General features: G+C 66.8%; 27 protein-coding genes. 16 read left to right on the plus strand and 11 right to left on the minus strand.

What is annotated here, in order from left to right; translation table 11 throughout:
- Positions 1-16: 16 nt before the first annotated feature.
- Genes CHB74_RS05140 through rsmA form a run of 3 tightly spaced genes read left to right on the plus strand, consistent with a single transcriptional unit; the run spans position 17 to position 3136 of the window.
- A complete protein-coding gene (locus tag CHB74_RS05140) occupies positions 17-1306 on the plus strand; it encodes a peptidylprolyl isomerase (protein ID WP_144033728.1) in 1290 nt (429 codons plus the stop codon).
- Positions 1290-2303, plus strand: coding sequence for a 4-hydroxythreonine-4-phosphate dehydrogenase PdxA (pdxA, locus tag CHB74_RS05145; protein ID WP_179220728.1), 1014 nt, complete (start codon positions 1290-1292; stop codon positions 2301-2303). Before CHB74_RS05140 ends, pdxA begins: the two co-directional genes overlap by 17 nt.
- On the plus strand, positions 2300-3136 hold the full coding sequence (rsmA, locus tag CHB74_RS05150) for a 16S rRNA (adenine(1518)-N(6)/adenine(1519)-N(6))-dimethyltransferase RsmA (RefSeq protein WP_089218561.1): 837 nt from the start codon (positions 2300-2302) through the stop codon (positions 3134-3136). Before pdxA ends, rsmA begins: the two co-directional genes overlap by 4 nt.
- Before the next feature lie 54 nt (positions 3137-3190).
- On the opposite strand, the gene CHB74_RS05155 is transcribed toward rsmA, so the two are convergent.
- From CHB74_RS05155 to CHB74_RS05170, 4 genes are read right to left on the minus strand one after another with little or no spacing between them, the layout of a single operon-like run.
- Positions 3191-3715, minus strand: a complete 525-nt coding sequence (locus CHB74_RS05155; protein WP_089218562.1) for a tetratricopeptide repeat protein — start codon at positions 3713-3715, stop codon at positions 3191-3193.
- Between the two features lie 32 nt (positions 3716-3747).
- Positions 3748-4932, minus strand: coding sequence for an RsmB/NOP family class I SAM-dependent RNA methyltransferase (locus CHB74_RS05160; RefSeq protein ID WP_089218563.1), 1185 nt, complete (start codon positions 4930-4932; stop codon positions 3748-3750).
- 9 nt (positions 4933-4941) lie between these two features.
- The gene (guaB, locus tag CHB74_RS05165; protein ID WP_089218564.1) at positions 4942-6399 is read right to left on the minus strand and encodes an IMP dehydrogenase; all 1458 of its coding nucleotides are present in this window, start codon (positions 6397-6399) and stop codon (positions 4942-4944) included.
- 53 nt (positions 6400-6452) lie between these two features.
- The gene (locus CHB74_RS05170) at positions 6453-7979 is read right to left on the minus strand and encodes a M20/M25/M40 family metallo-hydrolase (RefSeq protein WP_245842647.1); all 1527 of its coding nucleotides are present in this window, start codon (positions 7977-7979) and stop codon (positions 6453-6455) included.
- Between the two features lie 95 nt (positions 7980-8074).
- Between CHB74_RS05170 and CHB74_RS05175 the strand changes: the two genes are divergently transcribed.
- From CHB74_RS05175 to CHB74_RS05185, 3 genes are read left to right on the plus strand one after another with little or no spacing between them, the layout of a single operon-like run.
- Positions 8075-9043: an SPFH domain-containing protein gene (locus CHB74_RS05175; protein WP_089218721.1), complete on the plus strand. Its 969-nt coding sequence runs from the start codon at positions 8075-8077 to the stop codon at positions 9041-9043.
- Positions 9044-9047: 4 nt separating this feature from the next.
- Positions 9048-9485 carry an NfeD family protein gene (locus tag CHB74_RS05180; protein ID WP_089218565.1) on the plus strand — a complete coding sequence of 146 codons (438 nt, stop codon included), beginning with the start codon at positions 9048-9050 and terminating at the stop codon, positions 9483-9485.
- Positions 9486-9530: 45 nt separating this feature from the next.
- A complete protein-coding gene (locus CHB74_RS05185; protein WP_089218566.1) occupies positions 9531-10079 on the plus strand; it encodes an SEL1-like repeat protein in 549 nt (182 codons plus the stop codon).
- Between the two features lie 2 nt (positions 10080-10081).
- Here the strand turns inward: CHB74_RS05185 and CHB74_RS05190 are convergent, their stop codons facing one another.
- From CHB74_RS05190 to CHB74_RS05200, 3 genes are all read right to left on the minus strand, one after another.
- Positions 10082-10450 (minus strand): hypothetical protein, encoded by a 369-nt coding sequence (locus CHB74_RS05190; RefSeq protein ID WP_089218722.1) that lies wholly within the window; start codon positions 10448-10450, stop codon positions 10082-10084.
- A gap of 34 nt (positions 10451-10484) precedes the next feature.
- Positions 10485-10949: a hypothetical protein gene (locus CHB74_RS05195; protein ID WP_089218567.1), complete on the minus strand. Its 465-nt coding sequence runs from the start codon at positions 10947-10949 to the stop codon at positions 10485-10487.
- Between the two features lie 77 nt (positions 10950-11026).
- On the minus strand, positions 11027-12625 hold the full coding sequence (locus tag CHB74_RS05200; protein WP_089218568.1) for a phosphoenolpyruvate carboxykinase: 1599 nt from the start codon (positions 12623-12625) through the stop codon (positions 11027-11029).
- 206 nt (positions 12626-12831) lie between these two features.
- On the opposite strand from CHB74_RS05200, the gene CHB74_RS05205 reads away from it, so the two are divergent.
- The 7 genes from CHB74_RS05205 to CHB74_RS05235 are packed head-to-tail and all read left to right on the plus strand — an operon-like array spanning position 12832 to position 18004.
- Positions 12832-13539 (plus strand): response regulator transcription factor, encoded by a 708-nt coding sequence (locus CHB74_RS05205; RefSeq protein ID WP_089218569.1) that lies wholly within the window; start codon positions 12832-12834, stop codon positions 13537-13539.
- Positions 13508-15082, plus strand: a complete 1575-nt coding sequence (locus CHB74_RS05210; protein WP_089218570.1) for a sensor histidine kinase — start codon at positions 13508-13510, stop codon at positions 15080-15082. The genes CHB74_RS05205 and CHB74_RS05210 overlap by 32 nt, the downstream gene beginning before the upstream one ends.
- Positions 15079-15528, plus strand: coding sequence for an HPr kinase/phosphorylase (locus tag CHB74_RS05215; protein WP_089218571.1), 450 nt, complete (start codon positions 15079-15081; stop codon positions 15526-15528). Before CHB74_RS05210 ends, CHB74_RS05215 begins: the two co-directional genes overlap by 4 nt.
- Entirely contained in the window at positions 15525-16472 is a 948-nt protein-coding gene (gene rapZ / locus CHB74_RS05220) for an RNase adapter RapZ (RefSeq protein ID WP_089218572.1), read from the plus strand. The genes CHB74_RS05215 and rapZ overlap by 4 nt, the downstream gene beginning before the upstream one ends.
- Positions 16473-16877, plus strand: a complete 405-nt coding sequence (locus CHB74_RS05225) for a PTS sugar transporter subunit IIA (protein WP_089218573.1) — start codon at positions 16473-16475, stop codon at positions 16875-16877.
- The gene (locus CHB74_RS05230; RefSeq protein WP_089218574.1) at positions 16874-17155 is read left to right on the plus strand and encodes an HPr family phosphocarrier protein; all 282 of its coding nucleotides are present in this window, start codon (positions 16874-16876) and stop codon (positions 17153-17155) included. Before CHB74_RS05225 ends, CHB74_RS05230 begins: the two co-directional genes overlap by 4 nt.
- A gap of 39 nt (positions 17156-17194) precedes the next feature.
- On the plus strand, positions 17195-18004 hold the full coding sequence (locus CHB74_RS05235) for a TrmH family RNA methyltransferase (protein WP_089218575.1): 810 nt from the start codon (positions 17195-17197) through the stop codon (positions 18002-18004).
- A 48-nt stretch (positions 18005-18052) separates the two neighbouring features.
- Here CHB74_RS05235 and CHB74_RS05240 read toward each other — a convergent pair whose 3' ends face one another.
- On the minus strand, positions 18053-19555 hold the full coding sequence (locus CHB74_RS05240) for a DNA recombination protein RmuC (RefSeq protein ID WP_089218576.1): 1503 nt from the start codon (positions 19553-19555) through the stop codon (positions 18053-18055).
- Between the two features lie 161 nt (positions 19556-19716).
- Here CHB74_RS05240 and CHB74_RS05245 point away from each other — a divergent pair, with 161 nt between their 5' ends.
- Complete coding sequence (locus CHB74_RS05245) at positions 19717-20103, plus strand: four-helix bundle copper-binding protein (RefSeq protein ID WP_089218577.1); 387 nt, start codon at positions 19717-19719, stop codon at positions 20101-20103.
- Positions 20104-20155: 52 nt separating this feature from the next.
- Here the strand turns inward: CHB74_RS05245 and def are convergent, their stop codons facing one another.
- Together def and recR are read right to left on the minus strand one after the other, a co-directional pair.
- Positions 20156-20689, minus strand: coding sequence for a peptide deformylase (gene def, locus CHB74_RS05250; RefSeq protein WP_089218578.1), 534 nt, complete (start codon positions 20687-20689; stop codon positions 20156-20158).
- A 31-nt stretch (positions 20690-20720) separates the two neighbouring features.
- Complete coding sequence (gene recR / locus CHB74_RS05255) at positions 20721-21317, minus strand: recombination mediator RecR (protein ID WP_089218579.1); 597 nt, start codon at positions 21315-21317, stop codon at positions 20721-20723.
- A 53-nt stretch (positions 21318-21370) separates the two neighbouring features.
- Between recR and fmt the strand changes: the two genes are divergently transcribed.
- Entirely contained in the window at positions 21371-22279 is a 909-nt protein-coding gene (gene fmt, locus CHB74_RS05260; RefSeq protein WP_089218580.1) for a methionyl-tRNA formyltransferase, read from the plus strand.
- Entirely contained in the window at positions 22276-23019 is a 744-nt protein-coding gene (gene truA, locus CHB74_RS05265) for a tRNA pseudouridine(38-40) synthase TruA (RefSeq protein ID WP_089218581.1), read from the plus strand. The genes fmt and truA overlap by 4 nt, the downstream gene beginning before the upstream one ends.
- Positions 23020-23026: 7 nt before the next feature.
- Here truA and CHB74_RS05270 read toward each other — a convergent pair whose 3' ends face one another.
- Positions 23027-23926 (minus strand): LOG family protein, encoded by a 900-nt coding sequence (locus CHB74_RS05270; protein ID WP_089218582.1) that lies wholly within the window; start codon positions 23924-23926, stop codon positions 23027-23029.
- Positions 23927-24070: the final 144 nt, after the last annotated feature.

The raw sequence follows: 24070 nt of genomic DNA on the forward strand, positions 1-24070 counted from the left end.
CCTTGCGGGCCTTTCGATGTCGGCCCTGCCGGCACAGACGGTGGAAGACGATGCCGCGGCTCCCGCCTCGGCGCTCAACCTGCCCAAGGATCTGACCATTTTCGGATCGAGCGATCCGTCCGTCCGCAAGGCGACGGCGATCGTCAACGGCACGATCATCACGGATACCGATCTCGATCAGCGGCTTGCGCTGGTGGTTGCGGCCAATGGCGGCAAGGTCGGCGACGAGGAGCGTGAGCGGCTGCGCCTGCAGGTGCTGCGCAACCTGATCGACGAAACACTGCAGATCCAGGAGGCCAAGGCCAACGAGATCACGATCACCAAGGCGGAGATCGACCAGACGTTCAATCGCGTGGCCGGCAACTTCAAGCGCAGCCCCGAACAATTTTCTGCTTATCTGCGGGAACAGGGCGCGTCGGATACGTCGCTGCGTCGCCAGATCGAGGGCGAACTGGCATGGCGCCGCCTGCTCGGCCGCCGTGTCGAACCCTTCGTCAATGTCGGCGAGGAGGAAGTGAACGCGGTCATCCAGCGGCTCAACGCCTCCAAGGGCGCGGTCGAGCTGCACATCGCGGAAATCTACCTCTCCTCGACGCCCGAAAACGCTGGTGAAACGCTGCAGAACGCGCAGCGAATCGTCGCCCAGATCAAGCAGGGCGCGTCCTTCGTCGCTTATGCCCGCCAATTCTCCGAAGCATCGACCGCCGCCGTCGGTGGCGATCTCGGCTGGGTGCGGCCGGAACAGCTGCCCGAATCGCTCGCCGGTGCCGCTGCGACGCTGGAACGCGGCCAGATCAGCGAGCCGGTCGCGGTGCCCGGCGGCTATTCGATCATCGCGCTCGTCGACAAGCGCCAGGTGCTCACCGCCGATCCGCGTGACGCGCAGCTCGCGCTCAAGCAGGTGGCGATCAGCTTCCCCAAGGGCATGACGCAGGCCCAGGCCGCGCCGAAGGTGGAAGAATTCGCCAATATGATGAAGAGCATCACCGGCTGCGGCACGGTCGACAAGATCGCCCAGTCGATCGGCGCCGAAGTGGTGGACAATGATCAGATCCGCATTCGCGATCTGCCGGCGCCGCTGCAGCAGATGATGATCAACCTGCAGGTCGGCCAGGCCACCCAGCCCTTCGGCTCGCTGGAAGATGGCGTGCGCGCACTGGTGCTGTGCGGCCGCGATGATGCCCAGGCGGCGTCGGGCCCGTCGTTCGATCAGATTCTCGCCCAGATGGAAGAGGAGCGGATCAACCGCCGCGCCCGCCGCTACCTGCGCGATCTTCGCCGAGACGCGGTTGTCGACTATCGCTGATGCCTCCCCCATCGCGCCGCTTGCGGTCGCGCTTGGGGATCCGGCTGGGATCGGGCCAGAAATCGTCGCCAAGGCCTGGGAAGCACGGGATCGGGATTGCCTGCCGCCCTTCTTCGCGGTGGGCGATGCGCGCTCGATCACGTCCGTCTGGAACGGGCCGCTGCAGCGCATCCATTCGCCCGACGAAGCCGCGACCGTCTTTGCAGGTGCCTTGCCGCTGATCCAGATGGAGGATGCGGGCGAGATCATTCCCGGCGATCCGAATATGGCGGGTGCCCGCTGTTCGCTCGATTCGCTCGAACTGGCCGTCGGCCTCACCCGTTCGGGCGCCGCCGGCGCGCTCGTCACCGCGCCGGTATCCAAGGCGCAGCTCTACGCCATCGGCTTCACCTATCCCGGCCAGACCGAATTCGTCGCCGAACGCTGCGGCATCTCGGGCTCCAATGCGGTGATGATGCTGGCCGGGCCGACGCTGCGCACCGTGCCCGTCACCACCCATGTGCCGCTGGCCGACGTTCCCGGCCTGATCAGCGTCGACCTGATCGTCGCCAAGGCGCGCGCCACCGAACGCGGCCTCGTGCGCAATTTCGGGATCGAAAAGCCGCGCCTCGCCGTTGCCGGTTTCAACCCACATGCCGGCGAAGGCGGCGCGCTGGGGCGGGAGGAGATCGACTACATCATCCCCGCCATCGAAATCCTGCGTGGCGAAGGCATAGATATCGTCGGCCCGCTGGCCGCCGACACCATGTTCCATGCCCGCGCGCGCGCCCATTATGATGCGGCGATCTGCCTTTATCACGATCAGGCGCTGATCCCCTTGAAGACGCTGCATTTCGATGAAGGCGTCAACATGACGCTCGGCCTGCCCATCGTCCGCACCGCGCCCGATCACGGCACCGCGTTCGAAATCGCCGGCAGGAATGTCGCCGAGCCGGGTGCGATGATCGCCGCGATCCGCATGGCGGGCGAAGCCGCCGGCTTCCGCTGCCAGGCGTGAGCAACGAAGGCCTGAGCGCGCTGCCTCCTTTGCGGGAGGTGATCGCCAAGCATGGGCTGAGCGCATCGAAGGCGCTCGGCCAGAATTTCCTGTTCGACGGCCAGTTGCTCGATCGCATTGCCCGCGTCCCCGGTTCGCTCGCCGGCGAAACCGTGTTCGAGGTCGGGCCCGGCCCTGGCGGCCTGACCCGCGCGCTGTTGGGCGCCGGCGCCAATGTCGTCGCGGTCGAACGCGATCGCCGCTGCCTGCCCGCGCTCGACGAACTGAACGCCGCTTCCGGCGGCCGCTTGCGCGTGATTTCAGGCGATGCACTGGAAGTCGATGCCGCCGCAGAGGCCGGCGCAGGCGCCCATATCGTCGCCAACCTGCCTTATAATGTGGGAACCGCGCTGCTCGTCGGCTGGCTCGGCAGCGAGGTCTGGCCGCCCTGGTGGCGCTCGCTGACGCTGATGTTTCAGAAGGAAGTGGCCGAACGCATCGTCGCGGCGCCCGGCAGTTCGGCTTATGGCCGGCTGGCGGTGCTCGCCCAGTGGCGCTCGACTGCGCGGCTCGCCTTTACCGTCCACCGCTCGGCCTTCGTGCCGCCGCCCAAGGTGATGTCCGCCGTCGTGCACATCGTGCCGGCGGCCCAGCCCGAAGGCGTTCGCTTCGCCGACCTGGAACGCATTACCGCCGCCGCCTTCGGCCAGCGCCGCAAGATGCTGCGCCAAAGCCTGAAGGGTGTCGCGGGCGCACTCGATGCGCTCGAAACGCTCGGAATCGATCCGCAGCGCCGCGCCGAGACATTGTCGGTAACGGATTTCGTGGCGATCGCCCGCACCATCCGCGCCTGACGGCGCGGACAGCTTAAACGATCAACGATCAGGCCCCCCGGTGCGGCCGGGCGATCAGGGCTTGACCGGCGGTTCCTGCGCCTTGGGCGCGACCGCCGGCGCCGCCTGCGCCGTCACCACGGCGGGCGGCGGGCCCTTGGCGATCGCCGAAGCGAGCGTGGTCGCCGGCGCGCACTCCGTCTTGCACAGCGTACGGATGCGGGCGAGATTGGCCTTGGCACGGTCCACTGCGCCCTTCTGCACCAGGGCCTCGCCCTGCGCGGTCAGCGCGGCAAGATCATTGGGTTCCAGCGCCAGCGCTTCCTTGTAGAAGCGGATGGCCTTGCCCGGCAGTTCCTGGGCCTGCGCCACCTTGCCGAGCGCGACGAACGCCGCCCGGTTGCGCGGATCGACCGCGAGTGCGCTTTCCAGAAGATCATTGGCAAGCGTGTAATTGCCGGCCACGCGCGCGGCTTCACCCTGCGTCAGCAGCGCCTGCGACCGGGGGTTGATCTGGTCGTCGGGCTTCTGGCTGTATCCCACGCTGGAGGCGGTGGCCAACGCCAGCGAAATGGCAAGGGCGATCGGAGAGAGACGCATGAACAACTCCGTGAAGGTCTCGTGACGCGCTTCTAACATGGCCGTTGCAGTCTAGCGACGAAAAACCCGTCCGTCCCGTCCGCTGCGGGCGTCAAACGGAATCCGGCGCCATGTTGCCGCCCCGCCATAGGCGCTTCGGTCGCGGCCACCCATTCGGGATAATCCTTCAAAAAAGCCGCCACTTGATCCGCACCTTCGTCGTTCAGCAATGAACAGACGATGTATGTCAGGGATCCGCCCGGACGCACGAGTGCCGCCGCAACACGGATCAACCGTGCCTGCAACGCCACCAGCCGGTCGAGCCGCGCCGGGGTCAGCCGCCAGCGCGCCTCCGGATTGCGCCGCCACGTCCCCGTGCCGGAACAGGGCGCATCGACCAGCACAACATCCGCCATGCCGTTGATGTCGACCAGCGCCTCCCCTTCGCGCCCGCCATCGAGCAATCGGGTCTCGACCGCGCCGATTCCCGCCCGTTCGGCACGCGGGCCCAAGCGGGAGAGGCGTGCGCGATCGGCGTCGCAGGCGATCAGCCGCCCTTCGCCCCGCATCGCAGCCGCAAGCGCCAGCGTCTTGCCGCCGGCACCCGCGCAGAGATCGACCACGGTCATTCCGGGCCGCGCGCCGGCGACCTCGGTGACGATCTGGCTGCCTTCGTCCTGAATCTCGATCAGCCCGTCCGCGAAGAGCGGCAGCGCCTCGACATTCGTGCCCTCCGGCAAGCGCAGCCCCATCGGCGCATGCGGGGTCGGCACGGCGTCGGCGATCATCGGCAACACCTGATCGCGCGTCGCCTTCAGGCCATTCACCCGGATATCGAGCGGGGCGCGATCGAGCAGCGTCGCCTGTTCGGCCGGATCGAGCGTGCCGGCCAGCCGCGTCGCCAGCCAATCGGGCACGACACCGGCCGGCGCGACCGCTTCGTCTGGCTCAATCCGCGCCGGCCCACGGGGCGATCCGTCAAAGGCGGCCGCCAGTTCGGCATCCTCGCGCGCCAGGCCAAGCAAAGCTGCCCGGCCCGTCACCGGCGGCTCCCCGGCCCGGCGGATCGCGCGATAAACCAGATCGCGCACCGCGCGCCGATCCTTCGACCCGGCATAGCGCCGCGCCTTGAAATAACGCGCGATCAGCGTGTCCGCCGCCGCCCCGCCCGCGCGCGCGGCGGCGATAATCTCATCGAGCAGATCGATCGCCGCCTGCGCCCGGCCGGCGGGGGTCATCGCCCCGCCTCAGCGCGTCGGGTAGTTCGGTGCCTCGCGCGTGATCGTCACGTCGTGGACATGGCTTTCACGCAGGCCGGCATTGGTGATCTGCACGAAACGGGCGCGCTTCTGCAGGTCGGGAATGGTCGGCGCGCCGGTATAGCCCATCGCCGCCTTCACGCCGCCAACCAGCTGGTGGATGACGTCCTTGGCCGGCCCCTTATAGGGCACCTGGCCTTCGATGCCTTCGGGCACCAACTTCATCTGGTCCTTGATGTCCTGCTGGAAATAGCGGTCGGCCGAACCGCGCGCCATCGCGCCCACCGATCCCATGCCGCGATAGCTCTTATAAGCGCGGCCCTGATAGATGAACGTCTCGCCCGGGGCTTCCTCGGTGCCGGCGAGCAGCGAGCCGACCATCACGGTGGAAGCGCCCGCCGCGATCGCCTTGGCCAGATCGCCCGAAGTGCGCAGGCCGCCATCGGCGATCACCGGCACGCCCGACTTCGCGGCTTCCGCCGCCGCATCCATGATCGCGGTAAGCTGCGGCACGCCGACGCCCGCCACGACGCGCGTCGTGCAGATCGAGCCCGGCCCGATACCCACCTTCACGCCGTCCGCGCCCGCGTCGATCAGCGCGCGCGTCGCTTCGGCCGTGGCGACGTTGCCGGCCACCACCTGCACCGAATTGGACAGGCGCTTCACGCGTTCCACCGCGCGCGCCACATCGGCATTATGGCCGTGGGCGGTATCGATCACGATCAGATCGCATTCGGCCTCGACCAGCGCCTCGGTGCGTTCGAAGCCCTTGTCGCCCACCGTGGTCGCGGCAGCCACGCGCAACCGGCCGTTCGCGTCCTTGGTCGCATCCGGGTAGGTGACGGCCTTTTCCATGTCCTTGACGGTGATCAGGCCGATGCAGCGATAATTGTCGTCGACCACCAGCAGCTTTTCGATCCGGCGCTGGTGCAGCAGCCGGCGGGCTTCCTCCTGGCTCACGCCCGGGCGCACCGTCGCCAGATTTTCGTGGGTCATCAGGCCGGCGATCGGCTGGTCCGGCTTCTCGGCAAAGCGGACGTCGCGATTGGTGAGGATGCCGACCAGCTTGCCCGAGGATTCCACCACCGGAATGCCCGAAATCTTGTGCCGCGCCATCAGCGCCTGCGCGTCGCCCACCGTGGCGTCCGGCGTGATGGTGATCGGGTTGACCACCATGCCGCTTTCGAACCGCTTCACCGCGCGCACGGCGGCGGCCTGTTCCTCCACGGTCAGATTGCGGTGGAGCACGCCGATACCGCCCAGCTGGGCCATCACGATCGCCATGTCGGCTTCGGTGACGGTGTCCATCGCCGAGGAAAGGATCGGGATGTTGAGGCTGATGTCCCGCGTCACCTGCGTGCGCGTATCGGCCTGGCTGGGCAGGACCTCCGATGCGCCGGGGATGAGCAGAACGTCGTCGAAGGTGAGGCCGAGGCTGATTTCCATGGGTCTTTTCCGGGTGGTCGAGGCTGATTTATGGGGATGGCGAAAGGTGATTTCTAGCGCGGCGGCGGCTGATACCGCTTGGGATCGGCGATCATCTGGCCAAGCGTCACATGCAGGCGCACATCTTCGGCCACGCCGTCCAGCACGATCGGCTGGGCCAGATCGTCGCCGGGCTTGTGATATTCGCCGCCCAGATAGGCTTTCAGCAGGTCAAGGTTGAGCGATCCACCCACCATCACCGCCGGCACGCCGATCTGGGTGAAGGCCCAGCCGTCCTGCCGCGGGGTCAGCGCATTGGCGTCGGTGGATGCATTGATCCGCCGGCCCTGCCGCCGCGCGGCGGCGTCGATCAACGGGTCGAGCGGCGTCTGCCCGCGCCCCAGCGTCGCCACCGGCGTGGCGCGCGGGGCGATCGCCACCGTATCGAAATTCAGCACGGCCGCGATCCTTTCGGCCGGAACCGGCGGCGCCTTGGCCAGCGCGTGTGCGCCCAGCAGGCCCATTTCCTCCGCCGTCGTCGCCACGAAATAGATGTCGCGCACCGGCGGCTTCTTCGCTGCCGCCAGCCCGCGCGCCACTTCGATGATCATCGCCACGCCGCTGGCATTGTCGACCGCGCCGTTGCAGATCCGGTCCGCCGCGCCCTCGGGCCGGCAAATGCCCAGATGATCCCAATGTGCCAGATAGAGCAGCGCGCCCGCCGCCGGATCGCTGCCGGCCAGCCGCCCCACCACGTTCCAGCTGCGATAGGGCCGCAGGCTGGTGGCGATGTTCAGCGATGCCGTGCCGTCGATCCGCACCGCGCGAAATTCGGGCCGGGCCATATCGGCTGCGGTGATGCCGTCCAGCTTGCCCGCCTTCGCCAGCTTGGCCCAGGCGGCCGGCGCCATGGCCCCGCGTGTCGGCTCGGGCGTGCCGTCCGCCAGATCATTTTCGGGTTCGGCCAGCGCCTTGTCGAAATCCGCCCATTTCTTGTCATCCGGCGCGATGCGGATAACCGCCGCCGCGCCCGATGCGATCAGCGCGTCGCGCCGCGCCGTATAGCCAGGGGCATGGTCCAGGCCGGGCGGCGTATCACCGAAGATCAGCACCACGGCGCCGCGCACATCGACACCATCGAAGCTGCGGATGCCGGCCTTCTCGTCATCGATGCCATAGCCGCCGAAGATCAGCGGCGCGTCCATGATCCGCGTTTCGGGCGCGGCAGCGCGCAGCGCCACCGTGTCGGCATCCACGCGCACCACCGCGCCACTGATGCGCCATTCCGCCTTCGTGTCCGCCGGCCGGCGTTCGACCAGCGCGACAGGCATATAATAGCTGCCGTCGGTCGCCCCGGCCTTCAGCCCCACCGCCGCGAATGCGCGGGCGATATAGGCGGCCGCCATGTTTCCGCCCTCGGTGCCAGGCTTGCGGCCTTCCATCGCGTCCGCCGCCAATGTCTCGACATGGCCACGCAGGCGTGCCTCGACGGCGGCGTCACTGGGCGCGCGCGCGGCAAGCGGTTGAGTGGCGATGAGTGCGGAAAGGAGGAGCGGCGGAGTCGTGGAAAGAAGGCGGCCCATGGCGCGCATTGGCAGCATCGCGGCGATTGCACAAGCCGCCAATGTCGATTCCGTTTGGATGGCGCCCCCATCCAAGGCACAATCCCCGCCCGTAAATGACTGGGGGGATTGGGCTGATGGGCACGCTTGCACTGGTTCTGCTGGTTCTGGCGATCATGTTCGTTGCCGCCGGTGTCACCGTGGTGCGGCAGGGCTATCAATATACGATCGAATATTTCGGCAAGTTCGTTGCCGTCGCCCAGCCCGGCTTCAATTTCTACATCCCATTTTTCTATCGCGTTGGCCGCAAAATCAACATGATGGAACAGGTTGTCGATATTCCGGGCCAGGAAATCATCACGCGCGACAATGCGATGGTTTCGGTCGATGGCGTCGTCTTCTTTCAGGTGCTTGATGCCGCCAAGGCGGCCTATGAAGTGTCCGACCTCCAGTTCGCGCTGCTCCAGCTCACCACCACCAATCTTCGCACGGTGATGGGGTCGATGGACCTCGACGAAACGCTTTCCAAGCGCGACGAGATCAACGCCCGCCTGCTCAACGTCGTCGATCACGCCACCACGGCCTGGGGCGTCAAGATCACCCGCGTCGAGGTGAAGGACATCCGCCCGCCGCAGGACATCGTCAACTCCATGGCCCGCCAGATGAAGGCCGAGCGCGAGAAGCGCGCCTCGATCCTCGAAGCCGAAGGCATGCGTGCATCCGAAATCCTGCGCGCCGAAGGCCAGAAGCAATCGCAGATCCTGGAGGCCGAAGGCCGTCGCGAAGCCGCCTTCCGCGACGCCGAAGCGCGCGAACGCTCCGCCGAGGCCGAAGCCAAGGCAACCCAGGTGGTTTCGGACGCGATCGCCGGCGGCAATGTCCAGGCGATCAACTATTTCGTCGCGCAGAAATATGTCGATGCGGTCAGCCAGTTCGCCACGTCGGCCAACGCCAAGACGATCCTGTTCCCGGTCGAGGCGACACAGCTGATCGGCACGATCGGCGGCATCGGCGCGCTGGCCAAGGAAGCGCTGGGCAAGGCCGACGAAACCGCCCCTCCGCCTGCCCCGCCCCGCCGCCCCGGCCCGTTCGAACAGGCCTGATCCCATGCCCTTCGATCTCGATCCGCACTGGCTCTGGCTGATCGCCGCGATCGTGCTTGCCATCGCGGAGATTATCGCGCCGGGCTTCTTCCTGATCTGGCTGGCCGCCGCCGCCGCCGCCACGGGTGCGGTTGCCTTCCTGCTCGATCTGTCGGTGCCGGTTCAGGCGCTCGTCTTCGCGATCGCCGCGCTGGTCGCGGTCTATGCCGGGCGCCGCTACATGGCCGCCTACCCCGCTTATTCGCCCGATCCCATGCTCAACGATCGCACCGCGCGGCTGGTGGGCGAAATCGTCACCGTCGTCGAGCCGATCGGCGAAGGCCATGGCCGGGTGAAGGTGGGCGATGGGGTTTGGAACGCGACCGGACCCGATATTCCCAGCGGCGCCCGCGCCCGCATCACCGGCGCGCAGGGTTCGACGCTGATCGTGGAGCCCCTGTGATCGCGAAGGTCCTGTGAGCGTGGAGCCCCTATTCGTGCGGTCGCTGTGAGGCTGGTGGTCGCGGCCGCGCTGATATTGTTTTCCGCAACACCCGCCGCCGCCAAATCCTGCCCACCCGCCGAGGTCGAACGCTTCAGCGCGCTGATCCGCGATGCGGATGGCAATGTGCGGCTGATCCTGGCGACGATCCGGGGCCGCATGACCACCGATCAGGTGCGCTGCTGGGCCGCGACCGGCGATCGCAAGATGATGGTCGAACTCGGCCGCCGGCTCGAACATGGCGACGGCATTGCGCGCGACGCCGAACGCGCGGAGGAGCTCTACAAGGCCGCCGCCACGCCCAAGCTCGGGACATTGTGGGTCTATACCCCCGGCGTCGGCGGCCAGCCGGGGCGCGTCATGCCGATCCGCACCGGCCCGGACGAACCCGGCCTGCCCGCGGCCGCTTTCGCCCGCGCCCTGATGCATATCGAGGGCCGCGCCGCCCGCCCGTCCTACGCCAAAGGCATGAAGATACTGAAAGAGCTGTCGGAAAGCGGCCATGCGCCGGCCCGCGCCCGTTACGACGCAATCATGGCCGGCCCGACGACCTGATTTCAGCGGCCGCCGAGCAGGCCCTTGGCGATCCCGGCAATATCGTTGATCGGATTGCCGTCGCCATCGCGGTCGAGCATGCCGAGCAGCCCGTCGGCCCCGCCCAGCTTCGCCAGCAGGCCATCGATACCGCCCTCACCCAGTTGCGATGCCAGCGCCGGCAGCAGCGCCTGCAACTTGTCGAGCGGCAGGCCCGTCTCGGCAGCGGCGCTCATCGCCGCCTGCGCATTATCCTGCCCGCCACCGGCAAGCTTGCCGAGCAGCGTTTCGCCACCGGTGCGCAGTTCGTCGGGCGACATGCCGAGCTGGCCGGCCAGCGCATCGATATCCACATTGCCGGCCTGGCCGAGCAATCCGTCGAGAAGGCCCATGATCGACTCCTCCATGCTGGAAGCGCCGAGGCTATCACGCTTCCATGACAGTTGGGAGCGGCGCGAGATCGGGCTCCACCCATCCCCGTCGCGCCGCGACCGAGAATAAAAGCGCTCGGCTGTAGAAGCCGAGCGGCCAGTCGCGCTGCCCCTCGGGCGCTGCCAGCAGGCCGTTGACCAGCGTCGGCAGATCAGCCTGCCCCGCGCGCGCCAAATGCAGGCGCACCGCGCGGATGAAGCATTGAGTGATCGTCTCATGATAGCCCTGCGCGTCATCATTCACGCCGCCCACCGCCTCATTATAGGCCGCGATGATCGCGGGCAGATCGCGTTCGGGCGCGATGTCCGGCCGCATGCGGACGATCCACGCACAGGCGGCGAGATGCGCTTCATGCGTCCAGTCCTCGCGCGGAAGCGTGCGGGCGATCAGCCCCTCACCGACCCGCCGGATCGCGGCCTCGTCCGCAAACAGGCGCGGTTCATGCTGCGTGTTCGTCATGCCGTTCCCGCATTGCCCAAAAAGGAAGGGCGCGCCCGTTGCCGGACGCGCCCTTCGATCAGCTATCGAGCCGTGGTTCAGGCAGCCTTGGGGGCCGCCTTGCGAACGCTCTCATCGACATGCTCTTCGAACTGCGCGAAGTTTTCGATGAACTGGTTCACCAGCTTGCTCGCCGTCGCGTCATAGGCCGCCATGTCGGCCCAGGTGTCGCGCGGGTTGAGGATCTTCGAATCGACCCCGGCCACCGCCTGCGGCACCTGGAAGCCGAAATTGGCGTCAGTCACGAACTCGGCACCGTTGAGCGAACCGTCGAGCGCGGCGTTGAGCAGCGCGCGGGTCGCCTTGATCGGCATACGGTTGCCGACGCCATACGAGCCACCGGTCCAGCCGGTGTTGACCAGCCAGCAATCGACGCCGCCCTTGGCGATCCGCTCCTTCAGCAGATTGCCATAGACCGACGGGTGACGCGGCATGAACGGCGCGCCGAAGCAGGTCGAGAAGGTGGCGGTCGGCTCGGTCACGCCGATTTCGGTGCCAGCAACGCGTGCGGTGTAGCCCGACAGGAAGTGATACATCGCCTGATCCGGCGTCAGCTTCGCGATCGGAGGCAGCACGCCATAGGCATCGGCCGTCAGGAAGATGATGTTCTTCGGCACGGGGCCGAGATTCTTTTCCGACGCGTTCGGGATGAAATCGATCGGATAGGAACCACGGCTGTTTTCGGCCAGGCTGTCATCGTCGAGGTCGATCTCGCGCGTGTCGAGGTCGATCACCACATTTTCCAACACCGTGCCGAAACGCTTGGTCGTGGCGTAGATTTCCGGCTCCGCCTCGGGCGACAGGCGAATCATCTTGGCGTAGCAACCGCCTTCGAAATTGAACACGGCGGTGTCCGACCAGCCATGTTCGTCATCGCCGATCAGCGTGCGGCTGGCATCGGCCGAAAGCGTGGTCTTGCCGGTGCCGGAAAGGCCGAAGAACACGGCGGTGTCGCCGTTCGGGCCGATATTGGCCGAACAGTGCATCGGCATGATGCCATCGACCGGCAGCTTGTAGTTGAGGATGCCGAACACCGACTTCTTCATTTCACCGGCATAAGCGGTGCCGCCGATCAGGATCAGCTTTTCGCTCAGGTTCACCGCGATCACGGTTTCCGAACGGCAGCCATGGCGTTCCGGGTCGGCCTTGAAGCTCGGCAGGTCGATGATGGTGTATTCCGGCACGAAGGCGGCCAGTTCGGCCACGTCCGGACGCACCAGCAGCGTCTTGATGAACAGGTTGTGCCACGCGAATTCGTTGATCACGCGCACGTTGACGCGGTGTTCCGGCTGCGAACCGCCGAACAGATCCTGAACGAAAAGCGTTTCCTTGGTGCCGAGATGCTTGAGGAAATCTTCCTTCAGTGCGGCGAAATGCGCGGGCGTCATGCCCTTGTTGGTCTTGCCCCACCACACCGTGTTTTCGGTTTCGGCATCGCGGACGATGAACTTGTCGTTGGCCGAACGGCCGGTGTGCTTGCCGGTCTTCACGACCAGCGGGCCGTCCTTGGCGAGGACGCCTTCACCGCGGCGAACCGCTTCCTCGACCAGCGGCGCAGTCGGCAGATTCCATTTAATCTCCGCGGCGACATTGATGCCCTGGGCGGCAAGGCCGTGGGCGGGAATGCGGCTGGACACGTGCGATCTCCTTAAACCGGGCAAATTCTCTGTCTCGGTTTTGGCCGAGCGGGGCGACCGCCCCTGTCCCGGGCGCGCATATAGGACAAGATCGCTACGGTCAAAGGCGGGAATGCGCTGCAACGCGGCAGGCGGTTCGGCTTTGTTGCCGGGCGGAAACGGTTGGGCTAGTCATGGGGCCGGCCAGATAGTGGGATGAAGGGTCAATGCCGGCAACGATCGCGCTCGTCGATGACGATCGCAACATTCTCACTTCGGTTTCGATCGCCCTGCAATCCGAAGGGTTTACGGTGCGCGTCTACTCCGACGGCGAAGCCGCACTGAAGGCCCTGATCGATAATCCGCCCGATCTTGCCGTGCTCGATATCAAGATGCCCAAGCTCGACGGGATGGAACTGCTCCGTCGGCTGCGCGAAAAAAGCGCCGTCCCGGCGATCTTCCTGACCAGCAAGGATGATGAGCTTGATGAGGCACTCGGCCTCGCCATGGGTGCCGACGACTACATCACCAAGCCCTTTTCGCAGCGGCTGCTGATCGCGCGCATCCGCGCCATCCTTCGCCGCACCGATGCCCGGGCCGAGCCTGAGCCGGAGGAAGAAACCACGCCTGCGGAAAAGATCGTCCGCGGCCGGCTCGCCATGGACCCTGCCCGCCACCGCGTGCAGTGGGCGGGCCAGGAAGTGACGCTCACCGTCACCGAATTCCTTATTCTGGAGGCGCTCGCCCAGCGCCCCGGCTTCGTAAAATCGCGCGACCAGTTGATGGACGCGGCCTATCAGGACGACGTCTATGTCGACGACCGCACCATCGACAGCCACATCAAGCGCCTCCGACGCAAGTTCCGCCAGGTCGACCCGGAGTTCAAGGCGATTGAGACGCTTTATGGCGTGGGGTATCGCTTTGCGGAGGAATGACGAGCGCGATCTTGCGCTGGTGTGGTCATCGCGATGGTCGCTCACCACACGCATCCTCGCGGTCAACATCTTCGCGCTGGCCATGCTGGCCGGCGGCTTCTTCTATCTCGACAGCTATCGTTCGCAGCTCAACGACGCCCGTCTTGCCCAGGCGGCGACGCAGGCCAGCCTGATTGCCGAAGCCCTCGATGCCGCCCCCGCCGATCGCCGGCAGGAACTGATGGACAAGCTGGAACGGACCAGCGAACTGCGCCTGCGCGTCTATGATCGCAGCGGCGATCGCGTGCTCGACAGCTGGTCCACCGGCGCCCCCACTTATGTGCTGCGCGATCCCGATCAGGAAAGCTGGGAGCGCAAGGCCGCGCGGACGCTGGACCGGATGATCGACATCGTCGTCGGCGCCGACAAGCCCGCCCGCTTTGCCGAGCCGGAGCGCGATATCCTTTCCGCCTGGCCGGAAGCGCTGGCGGCCGCCGAATCGGGCAAGCCCGAAACCCAGCTGCGCCGCGCGCCCGATCGCACCCCCGTCATTTCCGCCGCCGCGCCGATGCACGATAGCGGAATGACGCTGCTGGCCACCACCAATGCGCGCGATATCGTGCGGATCGTGCGCGCCGAACGCTTCCGGCTGGGCATCGTGCTCGCCATGGTGATCACGGTGTCAGTGCTGCTTTCGCTGTTCCTGGCGCGCACCATCGTCCGCCCGCTCCGCCGCCTGGCGCGCGCCGCGCATCGAGTCCGCCTCGGCCGCGCGCGCGCGGTGCAGGTGCCCCGCCTGCCCGATCGGCGCGACGAGATCGGCCTGCTCGCCCGCGCGCTGTCCGACATGAGCCTCGCGCTGCGCCAGCGAATCGACGCGACCGAGGCCTTCGCCGCCGACGTGACACACGAACTGAAGAACCCGCTCGCCTCGCTGCGCTCCGCCGTCGAGACGCTGGAGAGGGTGAAGGATCCCGCGCTTCAGAAGCAGCTATTGGATGTCGTCCACGATGACGTCCACCGGCTCGATCGCCTGATCACCGACATTGCCGATGCCTCGCGCCTCGACGCCGAATTGTCGCGCGCGCGGTTCGAAACCATCGATCTCGGCCAGATGATCGAAGGGCTGATCGAGGCACGGGAACGGCGCGGCATCCCGTCGGGCGTCCGCCTGGCCTTTGCCCGGCCCCATGCCGGCACCGCCGTCGTCCATGGCGATGGCGCACGGCTGACCCGCGTCATCGAAAATCTCGTGGACAATGCGATCAGCTTCTCGCCGCCCGGCGCGCTCGTCAAAATCGCCGCCACGCGCGACGGAGACGAAGTGGTGGTTCGTGTGGACGATGAAGGCCCCGGCGTCGCCCCCGACGTCCGTGAAGCGATCTTTAAGCGTTTTCATAGCATTCGTCCCGAAGGGGAAGCCTTCGGGCAACATAGCGGCCTCGGCCTCGCCATCGCCAAGGCGATCGTCGATGCCCATAATGGGACGATCATGGTGGAAGACCGCGACGACGCGCCAAGGGGCGCCCGCTTCATCATTCGCTTGCCGGTGGCCGAGCGATGAATATCCCCCCGCTCTCTTCTGAGACGCTGCACGCGTCCTGCATCGCAATCGGCGGCCGCGCCGTGCTGCTCCATGGCCGCTCGGGCGCCGGCAAGTCCGATCTCGCGCTCCGCCTCATCGATCGCGGCGCCCACCTGGTCAGCGACGATTATACCGTCGTCCGGCGCACCGGCGACCGGCTGATCGCCAGCGCGCCCTCCAACATCGCCGGCCGCATCGAGGTGCGCGGCATCGGCATCGTGCCGATGGACGCGCTTGCCAGCGCGCCGGTCGCGCTGATGGCGCTGCTCGACGAACTGGTTGAACGCATGCCCGACGATACCGCCCCCACCCGGCCGGTCGCCGGCCTGCGCCTGCCGGTCATCGCCCTCGCCGCGCTGGAGGCTTCGGCGCCGATCAAGCTCGAACTGGCGCTCGCCCGATTCGGGCTGCCCGTGACGGCATGAGCAAGGCCAGCCACCCCCGGCGCATCCTGCTCGTCACCGGCATGTCCGGCGCCGGCAAGTCGACCGCGCTCAACACTTTCGAGGATATGGGCTGGGAAGTCGTCGACAATTTCCCGCTCTCGCTGCTCGAACGCCTACTCGGCACGCCGCTGCCCGAAGGATCGGACGATAGCGGCCGGCCGCTCGCCTTGGGCATCGACAGCCGGACGCGCGGGTTCGACGGCGCAGCGATCGTCCGCAGCATCCGCCAGCTGCGCGAGGATCTCGGCCACGACATCGAGACGCTGTTCCTCGATTGCGGCGGGGCGGAACTGCGCCGCCGCTATTCCGAAACGCGCCGCCGTCACCCGCTCGCGCTCGATCGTCCCGCCGCCGACGGCATCGCCCGCGAACGCGAACTGCTCGCCGATCTGCGCCGCTATGCCGATCATGTCCTCGACACGACCGAGACGACCAGCAACGCCCTCCAGCGCGAACTTCGCCTGCGTTTCGACAGCATCGATCCCGTCCAGCCGACGCTGGTGGTGATGTCCTTCGGCTTCGCGCGCGGACTGCCCCGCGATGCCGATCTCGTCTTCGATATGCGCTTCCTGCGCAATCCGCATTGGGATCCGGTCCTCCGGCCGCTCACCGGGCTCGATCCCGAAGTCGGCGATTATGTTGCGCAGGATGTTGCCTATGAGGCCGCGGTATCGCGGATCGAGGATCTTATCCTATTGCTGTTGCCGCGCTATTCGGCCGAGGGAAAATCCTATGTCACCATCGCCTTCGGCTGCACCGGCGGGCGGCATCGATCGGTGCATGTGGCCGAGCGTGTCGCGGCGAGGTTGCACCGCGAGGTTTTTTCTCCGAATGTGGCGCATCGTGACCTCGCAACAGCGCCGCACGACTCGTTGGAGGGGAAGCCAAATAATGGCTCGGAAAATCAGTCTTCGGGTGGTTGAATGATCGGATTGGTGCTGGTGACGCATGGTCGGCTCGCGGCCGAGTTCATCGTCGCGATGGAACATGTGGTGGGCCCGCAGGATGCGATCGAAGCGATCTGCATCGGCCCTGATGACGACATGGAGGTTCGCCGCGCCGATATCGCGGCGGCGGTGAAGCGCGTCGATCGCGGTTCGGGTGTCATCCTGCTGACCGATCTGTTCGGCGGCACGCCGTCCAACCTTGCCATTTCCCTGATGGAGCCGGGGCGGATCGAGGTGATCGCCGGGATCAACCTGCCCATGCTCATCCGCCTCGAAGGAGCCCGCAAGATGATGAAGGTCAAGGCCGCCGTCGCCGCCGCGCGCGAGGCGGGACGGAAATATATCTCGGTCGCCTCCGAAGTGCTGGGCGAGGCCGCATGAACGGCGATGCGCTGCTCCAGCGCGCCGTACAGATCACCAACAAGCGCGGGCTGCACGCGCGCGCCAGCGCAAAGTTCGTCACCCTGGCCAGCGGCCAGGCCGCGACGATCGAGGTCGAGAAGGACGGCTCGAAAGTGGCCGGCACGTCGATCATGGGGCTGATGATGCTGGGCGCCGCGATGGGCGACCACATCACCATCTTCGCCGCCGGCAAGGATGCCGAACGCGCGCTCGTCGCCTTGTGCGAACTCGTCGAAGCCAAGTTCGGCGAGGAATGACCCCGCTCTCCCACCTGTGGGAGAGAATTTGATAGCCATATGCCCCGCCAGATCACCGCCTTTTCCAATCCGCTCGTAAAGCGCATCCGCGGCCTGCGCGAAAAGCGCCACCGGAAGGAGGAACGCATGTTCCTCGCCGAAGGCCTGCGCATCCTTACCGAAGCGCGCGAAGCCGGGCGCCTGCCCCGCTACGTCTTTTTCGCGGCCGAATCGGCGCATCACCGGCTCGTGCAGGAACTGGTGGACGCCGTCGAAAAGGCCGGCGGCGAAGCGATTGAAACCGATCGCGACATCCTTCACAAGCTGTCCGGCAAGGATAATCCGCAGGCGGTGGTGGGCGTCTATGACGAATTCGCCACCGGGCTCGACGCGGTCGATCGTGATCGCGCCGGCATCTGGCTCGTCGCCCAGTCGCTCCGCGATCCCGGCAATCTCGGCACGATATTGCGCACCGGCGATGCCGTCGGCGCCGGCGGCCTGATCCTGATCGACGATTGCGTCGATCCCTTCTCGGTGGAAGCCGTGCGCGCGTCGATGGGCGCGCTGTTCACGCAGCAGATCGCCCATGCCCGCTGGCCCGATTTCCTCGCCTGGCTGCGCGCCGGCCCCGGCCAGCTTGTCGGCATGAGCCTCGACACCGATGTGGATTATCAGGCGCCGCATTATGCCGCGCCCACCTTCATCCTCGTCGGCAACGAGGCGCAGGGCCTGCCCGACGATTATGCCGCCCAGTGCGACCTGCTGGTCAAGATGCCGATGCTCGGCAAGGCCGACAGCCTCAACGCCGCCGTCGCCACCGCCGTCATGGCCTATGAAGTGCTCAACCAGCGGCGGCGCTCGCAAGGCTGAGCGCGGCCTAGGGCCGATCGCGGCATAGCCACGGGCGGGAAGTCGCGACTATTCGGCCGCCTCGGCCTCCTCGTCATCCCCCGCCGCCGTGGCCAGCTTGGTCAGCGGCCGCACCGTCGTATCGACCATCGGCAGCAGATCGATCGCCTTGCCGCTGGTATCGACCTTCAGCGCCTCGAAACGGCGGGCCTGCGTCATCACCTGGCTTTCGAGGCTGCCGACGAAGCTGTTATAGGCACCCGTCGCCTGGTTGAGATTGCGCCCAAGCTTTTCGACATGGCTGCCCATGGTGGCGAGGCGCTTGTAAAGTTCCTTGCCGGCCTCGGCGATGTCCTTGGCCTGCTCGGCCAGATGCTCCTGCCGCCACATGCCCGCCATCACCTTGGCCAGCGCCAGCATGTTGATCGTCGATGCCACGATCACGCCGTTGCGGAAGGCGGTTTCGATCAAATCGGGCGCGCGTTCAGCCGCGGCGGACAGGAAATGTTCGCCGGGGATGAACATGATCACGAAATCGGGCGAAAGATCGAACTGCCGCCAATAACCCTTGCGGCCGAGATCGGCGGCATAGGATTTCATCGCGGCGGCATGTTGCAGCAACAGCGCCTGCCGCTTCTCCTCATCCTCCTCGTCAAAGGCCTGTTCGAAATGGACGAGGGGGCATTTGACATCGACGACGATGGAACGCCCGCCGGGCAGGTTGATCACGCAATCGGGCCGCAACTGGCGCTCGCCATCGGTGACCGAGGATTGCAGCGTGAAATCCACATTTTCGGAAAGCTGCGCGGCTTCCAATATGTTGCGCAGCTGCTCCTCACCCCAGCGCCCGCGCGCCTTCGGGCTGGATCGCAGCACATTGGCCAGCCGCGCGGTTTCCTTGCGGACGATATCATTGCCCTGCGCCAGCTGCGCCACGGCCTCGCGCAACTCGCCATAGCTGCCGACGCGATCCTTCTCGATCTTCTCGAGCTTCTCGTCATAGCGTTTGAGCGTGGTTTCGACCGGGGTCAGCAGCAGCTTCAGCTTCGCCTCGCCCGCCTGCCCTGCTTGCGCGAAACGCTCCTCCGCGCGTTTGAGGAAGCTGGATTGCGCAGCATCGAGCGCCTTGCCCGCCAGATCGCCGAAGCGCGCCTCCAGCTTGGCTTCCATATCCTTCAGCTGGGCCAGCTGCGTCTCGTGCGCCTGTTGCCGCTCCAGCTCGCCGCGTTCGAACGCGGCCTTGGCCGCCGCCAGATCGGCCGCGCGGGCGCGCTCACCGGCCAGATCGCGCTCCAGCCCGGCCACCCGCTCGGCTTCCTTGCGGGCGCCGGCCAGATCGCGTTGCGCGGCATCGCGTTCTTCGCGCACGGCATCCAGCATCTGGCGCAATGGCGGCAGTTCCTCGCCACGCGCCTCGGCAACCGCGCGCGCCGATTCGGCACCGGCGAGCCGCTGGACGAGCCCGTCCCGTTCGCGGCGCAGATCGGCGACGCCCGTCCCCCGCAACAGCCAGCCAACGGCCAGGCCAGCCGCAAGCATGATGGGAATGGCGGCGATCAACAAAGCGTCCATGACAGCCCTTTAGCGGAACAGATAGCGAACCTTGCCCGCCGCACGTCCGAATTGCAAGCACGGGCTCACGCCCTGTCGAATGGGCGCGGCAACGCGACGCGGCATCGGGAACACAGCCGGGCCGATACCCGTTCCCCCGTTTTGCCGACGGGAGAGGATGCATGTCCATTCACAAGATGATCGCCGCCCACCCCGATGTGGATCATCTGAACGAGGAACTGGCCACCGCCGTTCGCCACAGCATGTTCTGCGCGCTGCTCTGCACGTCCTGCGCGGATGCCTGCGTGGCCGAAGCGATGGACATGCGCCAGTGCGTCCGCGCCTGCCTCGATTGCGCCGATATCTGCGATGCCACGGCACGCGTCGCGGCGCGGCGCACCGGCCAGAATGTCGCCATCATCCGCGCGATGCTCGAAACCTGCATTGCGGCGTGCGACGGCTGCGCCACCGAATGCGAACGGCACGACCATGAACATTGCCAGCTCTGCGCGGAAATGTGCCGCGAATGTGCCGACGATTGCCGGCGCGCGCTGCCCACCGTGCATTGACGCGCCCCGTTAGCGGGGGCGCGGCACGGCGGTTGGCATCAGCGGAACGTCGTCAGGCGGCGCGACGAGCGCGGCGGGCCTTGTCCAGCTTCTTCAGCAGCATCTCGCGCTTCAGGCGGGAAAGATGGTCGACGAATAGAATGCCTTCCAGATGATCCATCTCGTGCTGGAGGCAGGTGGCGAGGAGGCCATCGAGCTGCGTCTCGTGGCGATCGCCCTTCTCGTCCAGCCAGCGGGCATGGATCGTCGCCGGCCGCTCGACCTCGGCATATTGGTCGGGAACCGAAAGGCAGCCCTCATTATACACCGACATCTCGTCCGACGGATCGAACAGTTCGGGATTGATGAATACGCGGGGATTGCGGATCGGCTTGCCTTCCGCATCCTCTTCTTCCTGCAGGTCCATCACCAGCACGCGCTTGGGCACGCCCACCTGGATCGCCGCAAGCCCGATGCCGGGCGCGTCATACATCGTCTCGAACATGTCCGCGATCAGCGCGCGCAGATCGTCGTCCACCGTCTCGACGGGCGTGGAAATGGTGCGCAGGCGCGGATCGGGCGCCTCGAGGATCGGGAGAATGGCCATGCGCGTGAGCTAGGAAGTCGATGGCGGATCGTCAAGCCACCGGGCGCCGCGCGCGGAGCGCCTGGGCCAGCGTGCCTTCGTCCAGATAATCCAGTTCGCCGCCCACGGGCAGCCCGTGGGCCAGCTGGGTCAGCCGGATCGGATAGCCTTCCAGCCGGTCGGCAATGTAGTGCGCAGTGGTCTGGCCCTCCAGCGTGGCGTTCATCGCGAGCACCACTTCGTCGATGCCGCCCGCCGCGATCCGGCTCACCAGCCGGTCGATCGCCAGATCCTCCGGCCGCACGCCTTCCAGCGCCGACAGCCGGCCGCCCAGCACATGGAAGCGGCCAGGGAAGAGGTGGGACCGTTCGAGCGCCCAGAGATCGGCGACCTCCTCGACCACGCACAGCGAACGCGAATCCCGGCGCGGATCGGCACAGATGCCGCAAGGGTCCGTCGTATCGACATTACCGCACGTGCCGCAGGTCGACAGCCGCTCACTCACCTGTTCCAGCGCGCGCAGCAACGGCACCAGCGCCACCTCCCGCTTCTTGATCAGGTGGAGCACGGCGCGGCGCGCCGATCGGGGGCCAAGCCCGGGCAGCCGGGACAGCGCCTGCGTCAACGCCTCGATTTCGGGAGATGCCATGCGCGACAGATAGAAACTTGCGCTGAACCAATCCAGCCCGCAAAGCGCAGGCCATGCGTATCGCCTTCATGGGAACCCCCGACTTTGCCGTGCCGACGCTCGACGCGCTGGTGGCGGCCGGGCACGATGTCGTCGCCGTCTATTGCCAGCCGCCCCGCCGGGCCGGCCGGGGCAAGGCGCTGGCCCCCTCCCCCGTCCAGAAGCGCGCCGAAGCGCTGGGGATCGAGGTGCGCCATCCGGTGAGCCTGAAGAGCGCGGACGAACAGGCGGCGTTCGCCGCGCTCGATCTCGATGTCGCGATCGTCGCGGCCTATGGGCTGATCCTGCCGCAGGCGATCCTCGATGCGCCGCGACTGGGCTGCCTCAACGTCCACGCCTCGCTGCTACCGCGCTGGCGCGGGGCGGCGCCGATCCACCGCGCGATCCTGGCTGGCGACGCGGTGACGGGCGTCGGCATCATGCAGATGGAACGGGGGCTGGATACCGGGCCAGTCGTCTCGGTGGTTGAGACCCAGGTGGACGGCAAGACCGGGGGCGAATTGACGGCCGAACTGGCCGATCTGGGCGCCGACCTTATGGTCAAGACATTGGTATCATTGAATGATCTTAAGCCCACGCCGCAGCCCGAAGCCGGCGTGACCTATGCGGCGAAGATCGACAAGGCGGAGGCGCGGATCGACTGGGCGCAAGGGGCCATGGCGGTGGAGCGGCAGGTGCGCGCGTTCAACCCGGTGCCGGGCGCATTTTTCGAACATGAGGGCGAACGCATCCGCGTGCTGGCCTGCGCGATCGTCGATGGCGCCGGCGCGCCCGGCACGGTGCTGGACGACGCGCTGACCATCGCCTGCGGCGGCGACCGGGCGATCCGCCCAACGACCGTGCAACGTGCCGGGCGCGGCGTGATGACGACGGCGGAACTGCTGCGCGGCTTCGCCATCGCCAAGGGCACGGTGCTGGCATGACCCGCTTCCGCCTGACCGTGGAGTTTGACGGCCGCCCGTTCATGGGCTGGCAGCGCCAGAATCACGGCCCCAGCGTGCAGCAGGCGATCGAGGAGGCGGTGACCCGGATCACCGGCGAGGAAGCCGGCGTCCACGCCGCCGGGCGCACCGATGCCGGCGTGCATGCCGAAGCGATGGCCGCGCATGTCGACATCGCCAAGCCGATCCCGCCCTTCCGGCTGATGGAAGCCCTGAACGCGCACCTGCGGCCGAACCCGATCGCGATCCTGGCGTGCGAGGCGGTGGCGGACGACTGGCACGCCCGCTTTTCCTGCACCGGCCGGCGCTATTCCTATCGCATCATCAACCGCCGCGCGCCGCTGGCGCTGGACGCCGGCCGCGCCTGGCACGTCGCCGCGCCGCTGGACGCCGACGCGATGCACGCCGCGGCGCAACGGCTGGTCGGCCACCATGATTTCACCACCTTCCGATCGGTGCACTGCCAGTCGGAAAGCCCGGTCAAGACGCTCGATCGGCTCAACGTCTCGCGCTACGGCGACGAGATCGAGGTGGAGGCCGCCGCCCGATCTTTCCTGCACCATCAGGTGCGTTCGATGGTCGGCTGCCTGATGCTGGTCGGCCGCGGCAAATGGAGCGCCGACGACCTTTCCACCGCCCTCGCCGCGCGCGACCGCAACGAACTGGGCCTGAACGCCCCGCCCGACGGGCTGTTCTTCGTCGAGGCGAGCTATCCCGGCTGACGCCGGTTTATTCGGCCGCCTGCTGCTGGATCCGGCGCTCATCCGCCGCGCGCTTGGCCCAGAAGCGGCTGACGTGGTTCCACGCGTCGTCGGCCGTTTCCACGAAGCGGAACAGCTTCAGATCATTGGGTGAAATCACCCCTTCCTCGACCAGCGCGTCGAAGTTGACGACGCGCGACCAGAATTGCTTGCCGAAAAACAGGATCGGCAACGGCTTCATCTTGCCGGTCTGGATCAGGGTAAGCAGTTCGAACGTCTCGTCGAAGGTGCCGAAGCCGCCCGGGAAAACCGCCACGGCACGCGCGCGGAGCAGGAAGTGCATCTTCCTGAGCGCGAAATAGTGGAACTGGAAGCTGAGCGAGGGCGTGACATATTCGTTCGGCGCCTGTTCGTGCGGCAGCACGATGTTGAGCCCGATCGAATCCGCGCCGACATCGGCCGCGCCGCGATTGGCGGCTTCCATGATCGACGGCCCACCGCCCGAGCAGACGACGAACTGCCGCCGCCCATCCTGATCGAGTGGACACTGGCTGGCGAGTTCGGCCAACGCGCGTGCCTCATCATAATAATGCGCCTTGGCCTTCAGGCTTTCGGCAATGCGGCGCTGGGTATCGGTGACGGCGGCATCGACCAGCTGATCGGCCTTGCCCGGTTCGGGAATGCGCGCCGAACCATACATGACGAAGGTGGACCCGATATTGGCTTCGTCGAGCAGCAATTCAGGCTTCAGCAGTTCGAGCTGGAAGCGCACGGGGCGAAGATCGTCGCGCAGCAGGAAATCCATGTCCTGAAAGGCGAGGCGATAGGCGGGGTCCGTCGTCTGCGGCGCGGGCGAAACATGGCGCGCGGACGCCGCGTCCTCCTTGGCCGGCGGGAAGACGCGCTTGGGGAGATCACGGTCGCTCATGGAAAAGCAATCAGCCTTGTTCTGTTATCGATCGGGCCGGCCCCGCATAGGCGGCAACCGGCAATGCAACGGGCCAGCCATGGCTAGCATAAAGCCGGGCGCGCCTGAACCCGTGTCGCCGCCCCGCCTGCCGCTGCGGCCACG

The sequence above is a fragment of the Edaphosphingomonas laterariae genome, assembly GCF_900188165.1.
In the GTDB taxonomy this organism is placed as follows: domain Bacteria; phylum Pseudomonadota; class Alphaproteobacteria; order Sphingomonadales; family Sphingomonadaceae; genus Sphingomonas_E; species Sphingomonas_E laterariae.

Excerpts from the sequence above, each read along its gene's own strand:
- CHB74_RS05210 (WP_089218570.1), top strand. The coding sequence starts at position 13,508 with ATGGCGTGGGGTATCGCTTTGCGGAGGAATGACGAGCGCGATCTTGCG.
- rapZ (WP_089218572.1), top strand. The coding sequence starts at position 15,525 with ATGAGCAAGGCCAGCCACCCCCGGCGCATCCTGCTCGTCACCGGCATG.
- CHB74_RS05215 (WP_089218571.1), top strand. The coding sequence starts at position 15,079 with ATGAATATCCCCCCGCTCTCTTCTGAGACGCTGCACGCGTCCTGCATC.
- guaB (WP_089218564.1), bottom strand. The coding sequence starts at position 6,399 with ATGGAAATCAGCCTCGGCCTCACCTTCGACGACGTTCTGCTCATCCCC.
- CHB74_RS05160 (WP_089218563.1), bottom strand. The coding sequence starts at position 4,932 with ATGACCCCCGCCGGCCGGGCGCAGGCGGCGATCGATCTGCTCGATGAG.
- CHB74_RS05230 (WP_089218574.1), top strand. The coding sequence starts at position 16,874 with ATGAACGGCGATGCGCTGCTCCAGCGCGCCGTACAGATCACCAACAAG.
- CHB74_RS05225 (WP_089218573.1), top strand. The coding sequence starts at position 16,473 with ATGATCGGATTGGTGCTGGTGACGCATGGTCGGCTCGCGGCCGAGTTC.
- recR (WP_089218579.1), bottom strand. The coding sequence starts at position 21,317 with ATGGCATCTCCCGAAATCGAGGCGTTGACGCAGGCGCTGTCCCGGCTG.
- fmt (WP_089218580.1), top strand. The coding sequence starts at position 21,371 with ATGCGTATCGCCTTCATGGGAACCCCCGACTTTGCCGTGCCGACGCTC.
- CHB74_RS05190 (WP_089218722.1), bottom strand. The coding sequence starts at position 10,450 with ATGGGCCTTCTCGACGGATTGCTCGGCCAGGCCGGCAATGTGGATATC.
- CHB74_RS05270 (WP_089218582.1), bottom strand. The coding sequence starts at position 23,926 with ATGAGCGACCGTGATCTCCCCAAGCGCGTCTTCCCGCCGGCCAAGGAG.
- CHB74_RS05235 (WP_089218575.1), top strand. The coding sequence starts at position 17,195 with ATGCCCCGCCAGATCACCGCCTTTTCCAATCCGCTCGTAAAGCGCATC.
- def (WP_089218578.1), bottom strand. The coding sequence starts at position 20,689 with ATGGCCATTCTCCCGATCCTCGAGGCGCCCGATCCGCGCCTGCGCACC.
- CHB74_RS05140 (WP_144033728.1), top strand. The coding sequence starts at position 17 with ATGTCGGCCCTGCCGGCACAGACGGTGGAAGACGATGCCGCGGCTCCC.
- CHB74_RS05240 (WP_089218576.1), bottom strand. The coding sequence starts at position 19,555 with ATGGACGCTTTGTTGATCGCCGCCATTCCCATCATGCTTGCGGCTGGC.
- CHB74_RS05155 (WP_089218562.1), bottom strand. The coding sequence starts at position 3,715 with ATGCGTCTCTCTCCGATCGCCCTTGCCATTTCGCTGGCGTTGGCCACC.
- CHB74_RS05180 (WP_089218565.1), top strand. The coding sequence starts at position 9,048 with ATGCCCTTCGATCTCGATCCGCACTGGCTCTGGCTGATCGCCGCGATC.
- truA (WP_089218581.1), top strand. The coding sequence starts at position 22,276 with ATGACCCGCTTCCGCCTGACCGTGGAGTTTGACGGCCGCCCGTTCATG.
- CHB74_RS05170 (WP_245842647.1), bottom strand. The coding sequence starts at position 7,979 with ATGCTGCCAATGCGCGCCATGGGCCGCCTTCTTTCCACGACTCCGCCG.
- CHB74_RS05195 (WP_089218567.1), bottom strand. The coding sequence starts at position 10,949 with ATGACGAACACGCAGCATGAACCGCGCCTGTTTGCGGACGAGGCCGCG.
- CHB74_RS05245 (WP_089218577.1), top strand. The coding sequence starts at position 19,717 with ATGTCCATTCACAAGATGATCGCCGCCCACCCCGATGTGGATCATCTG.
- CHB74_RS05205 (WP_089218569.1), top strand. The coding sequence starts at position 12,832 with ATGCCGGCAACGATCGCGCTCGTCGATGACGATCGCAACATTCTCACT.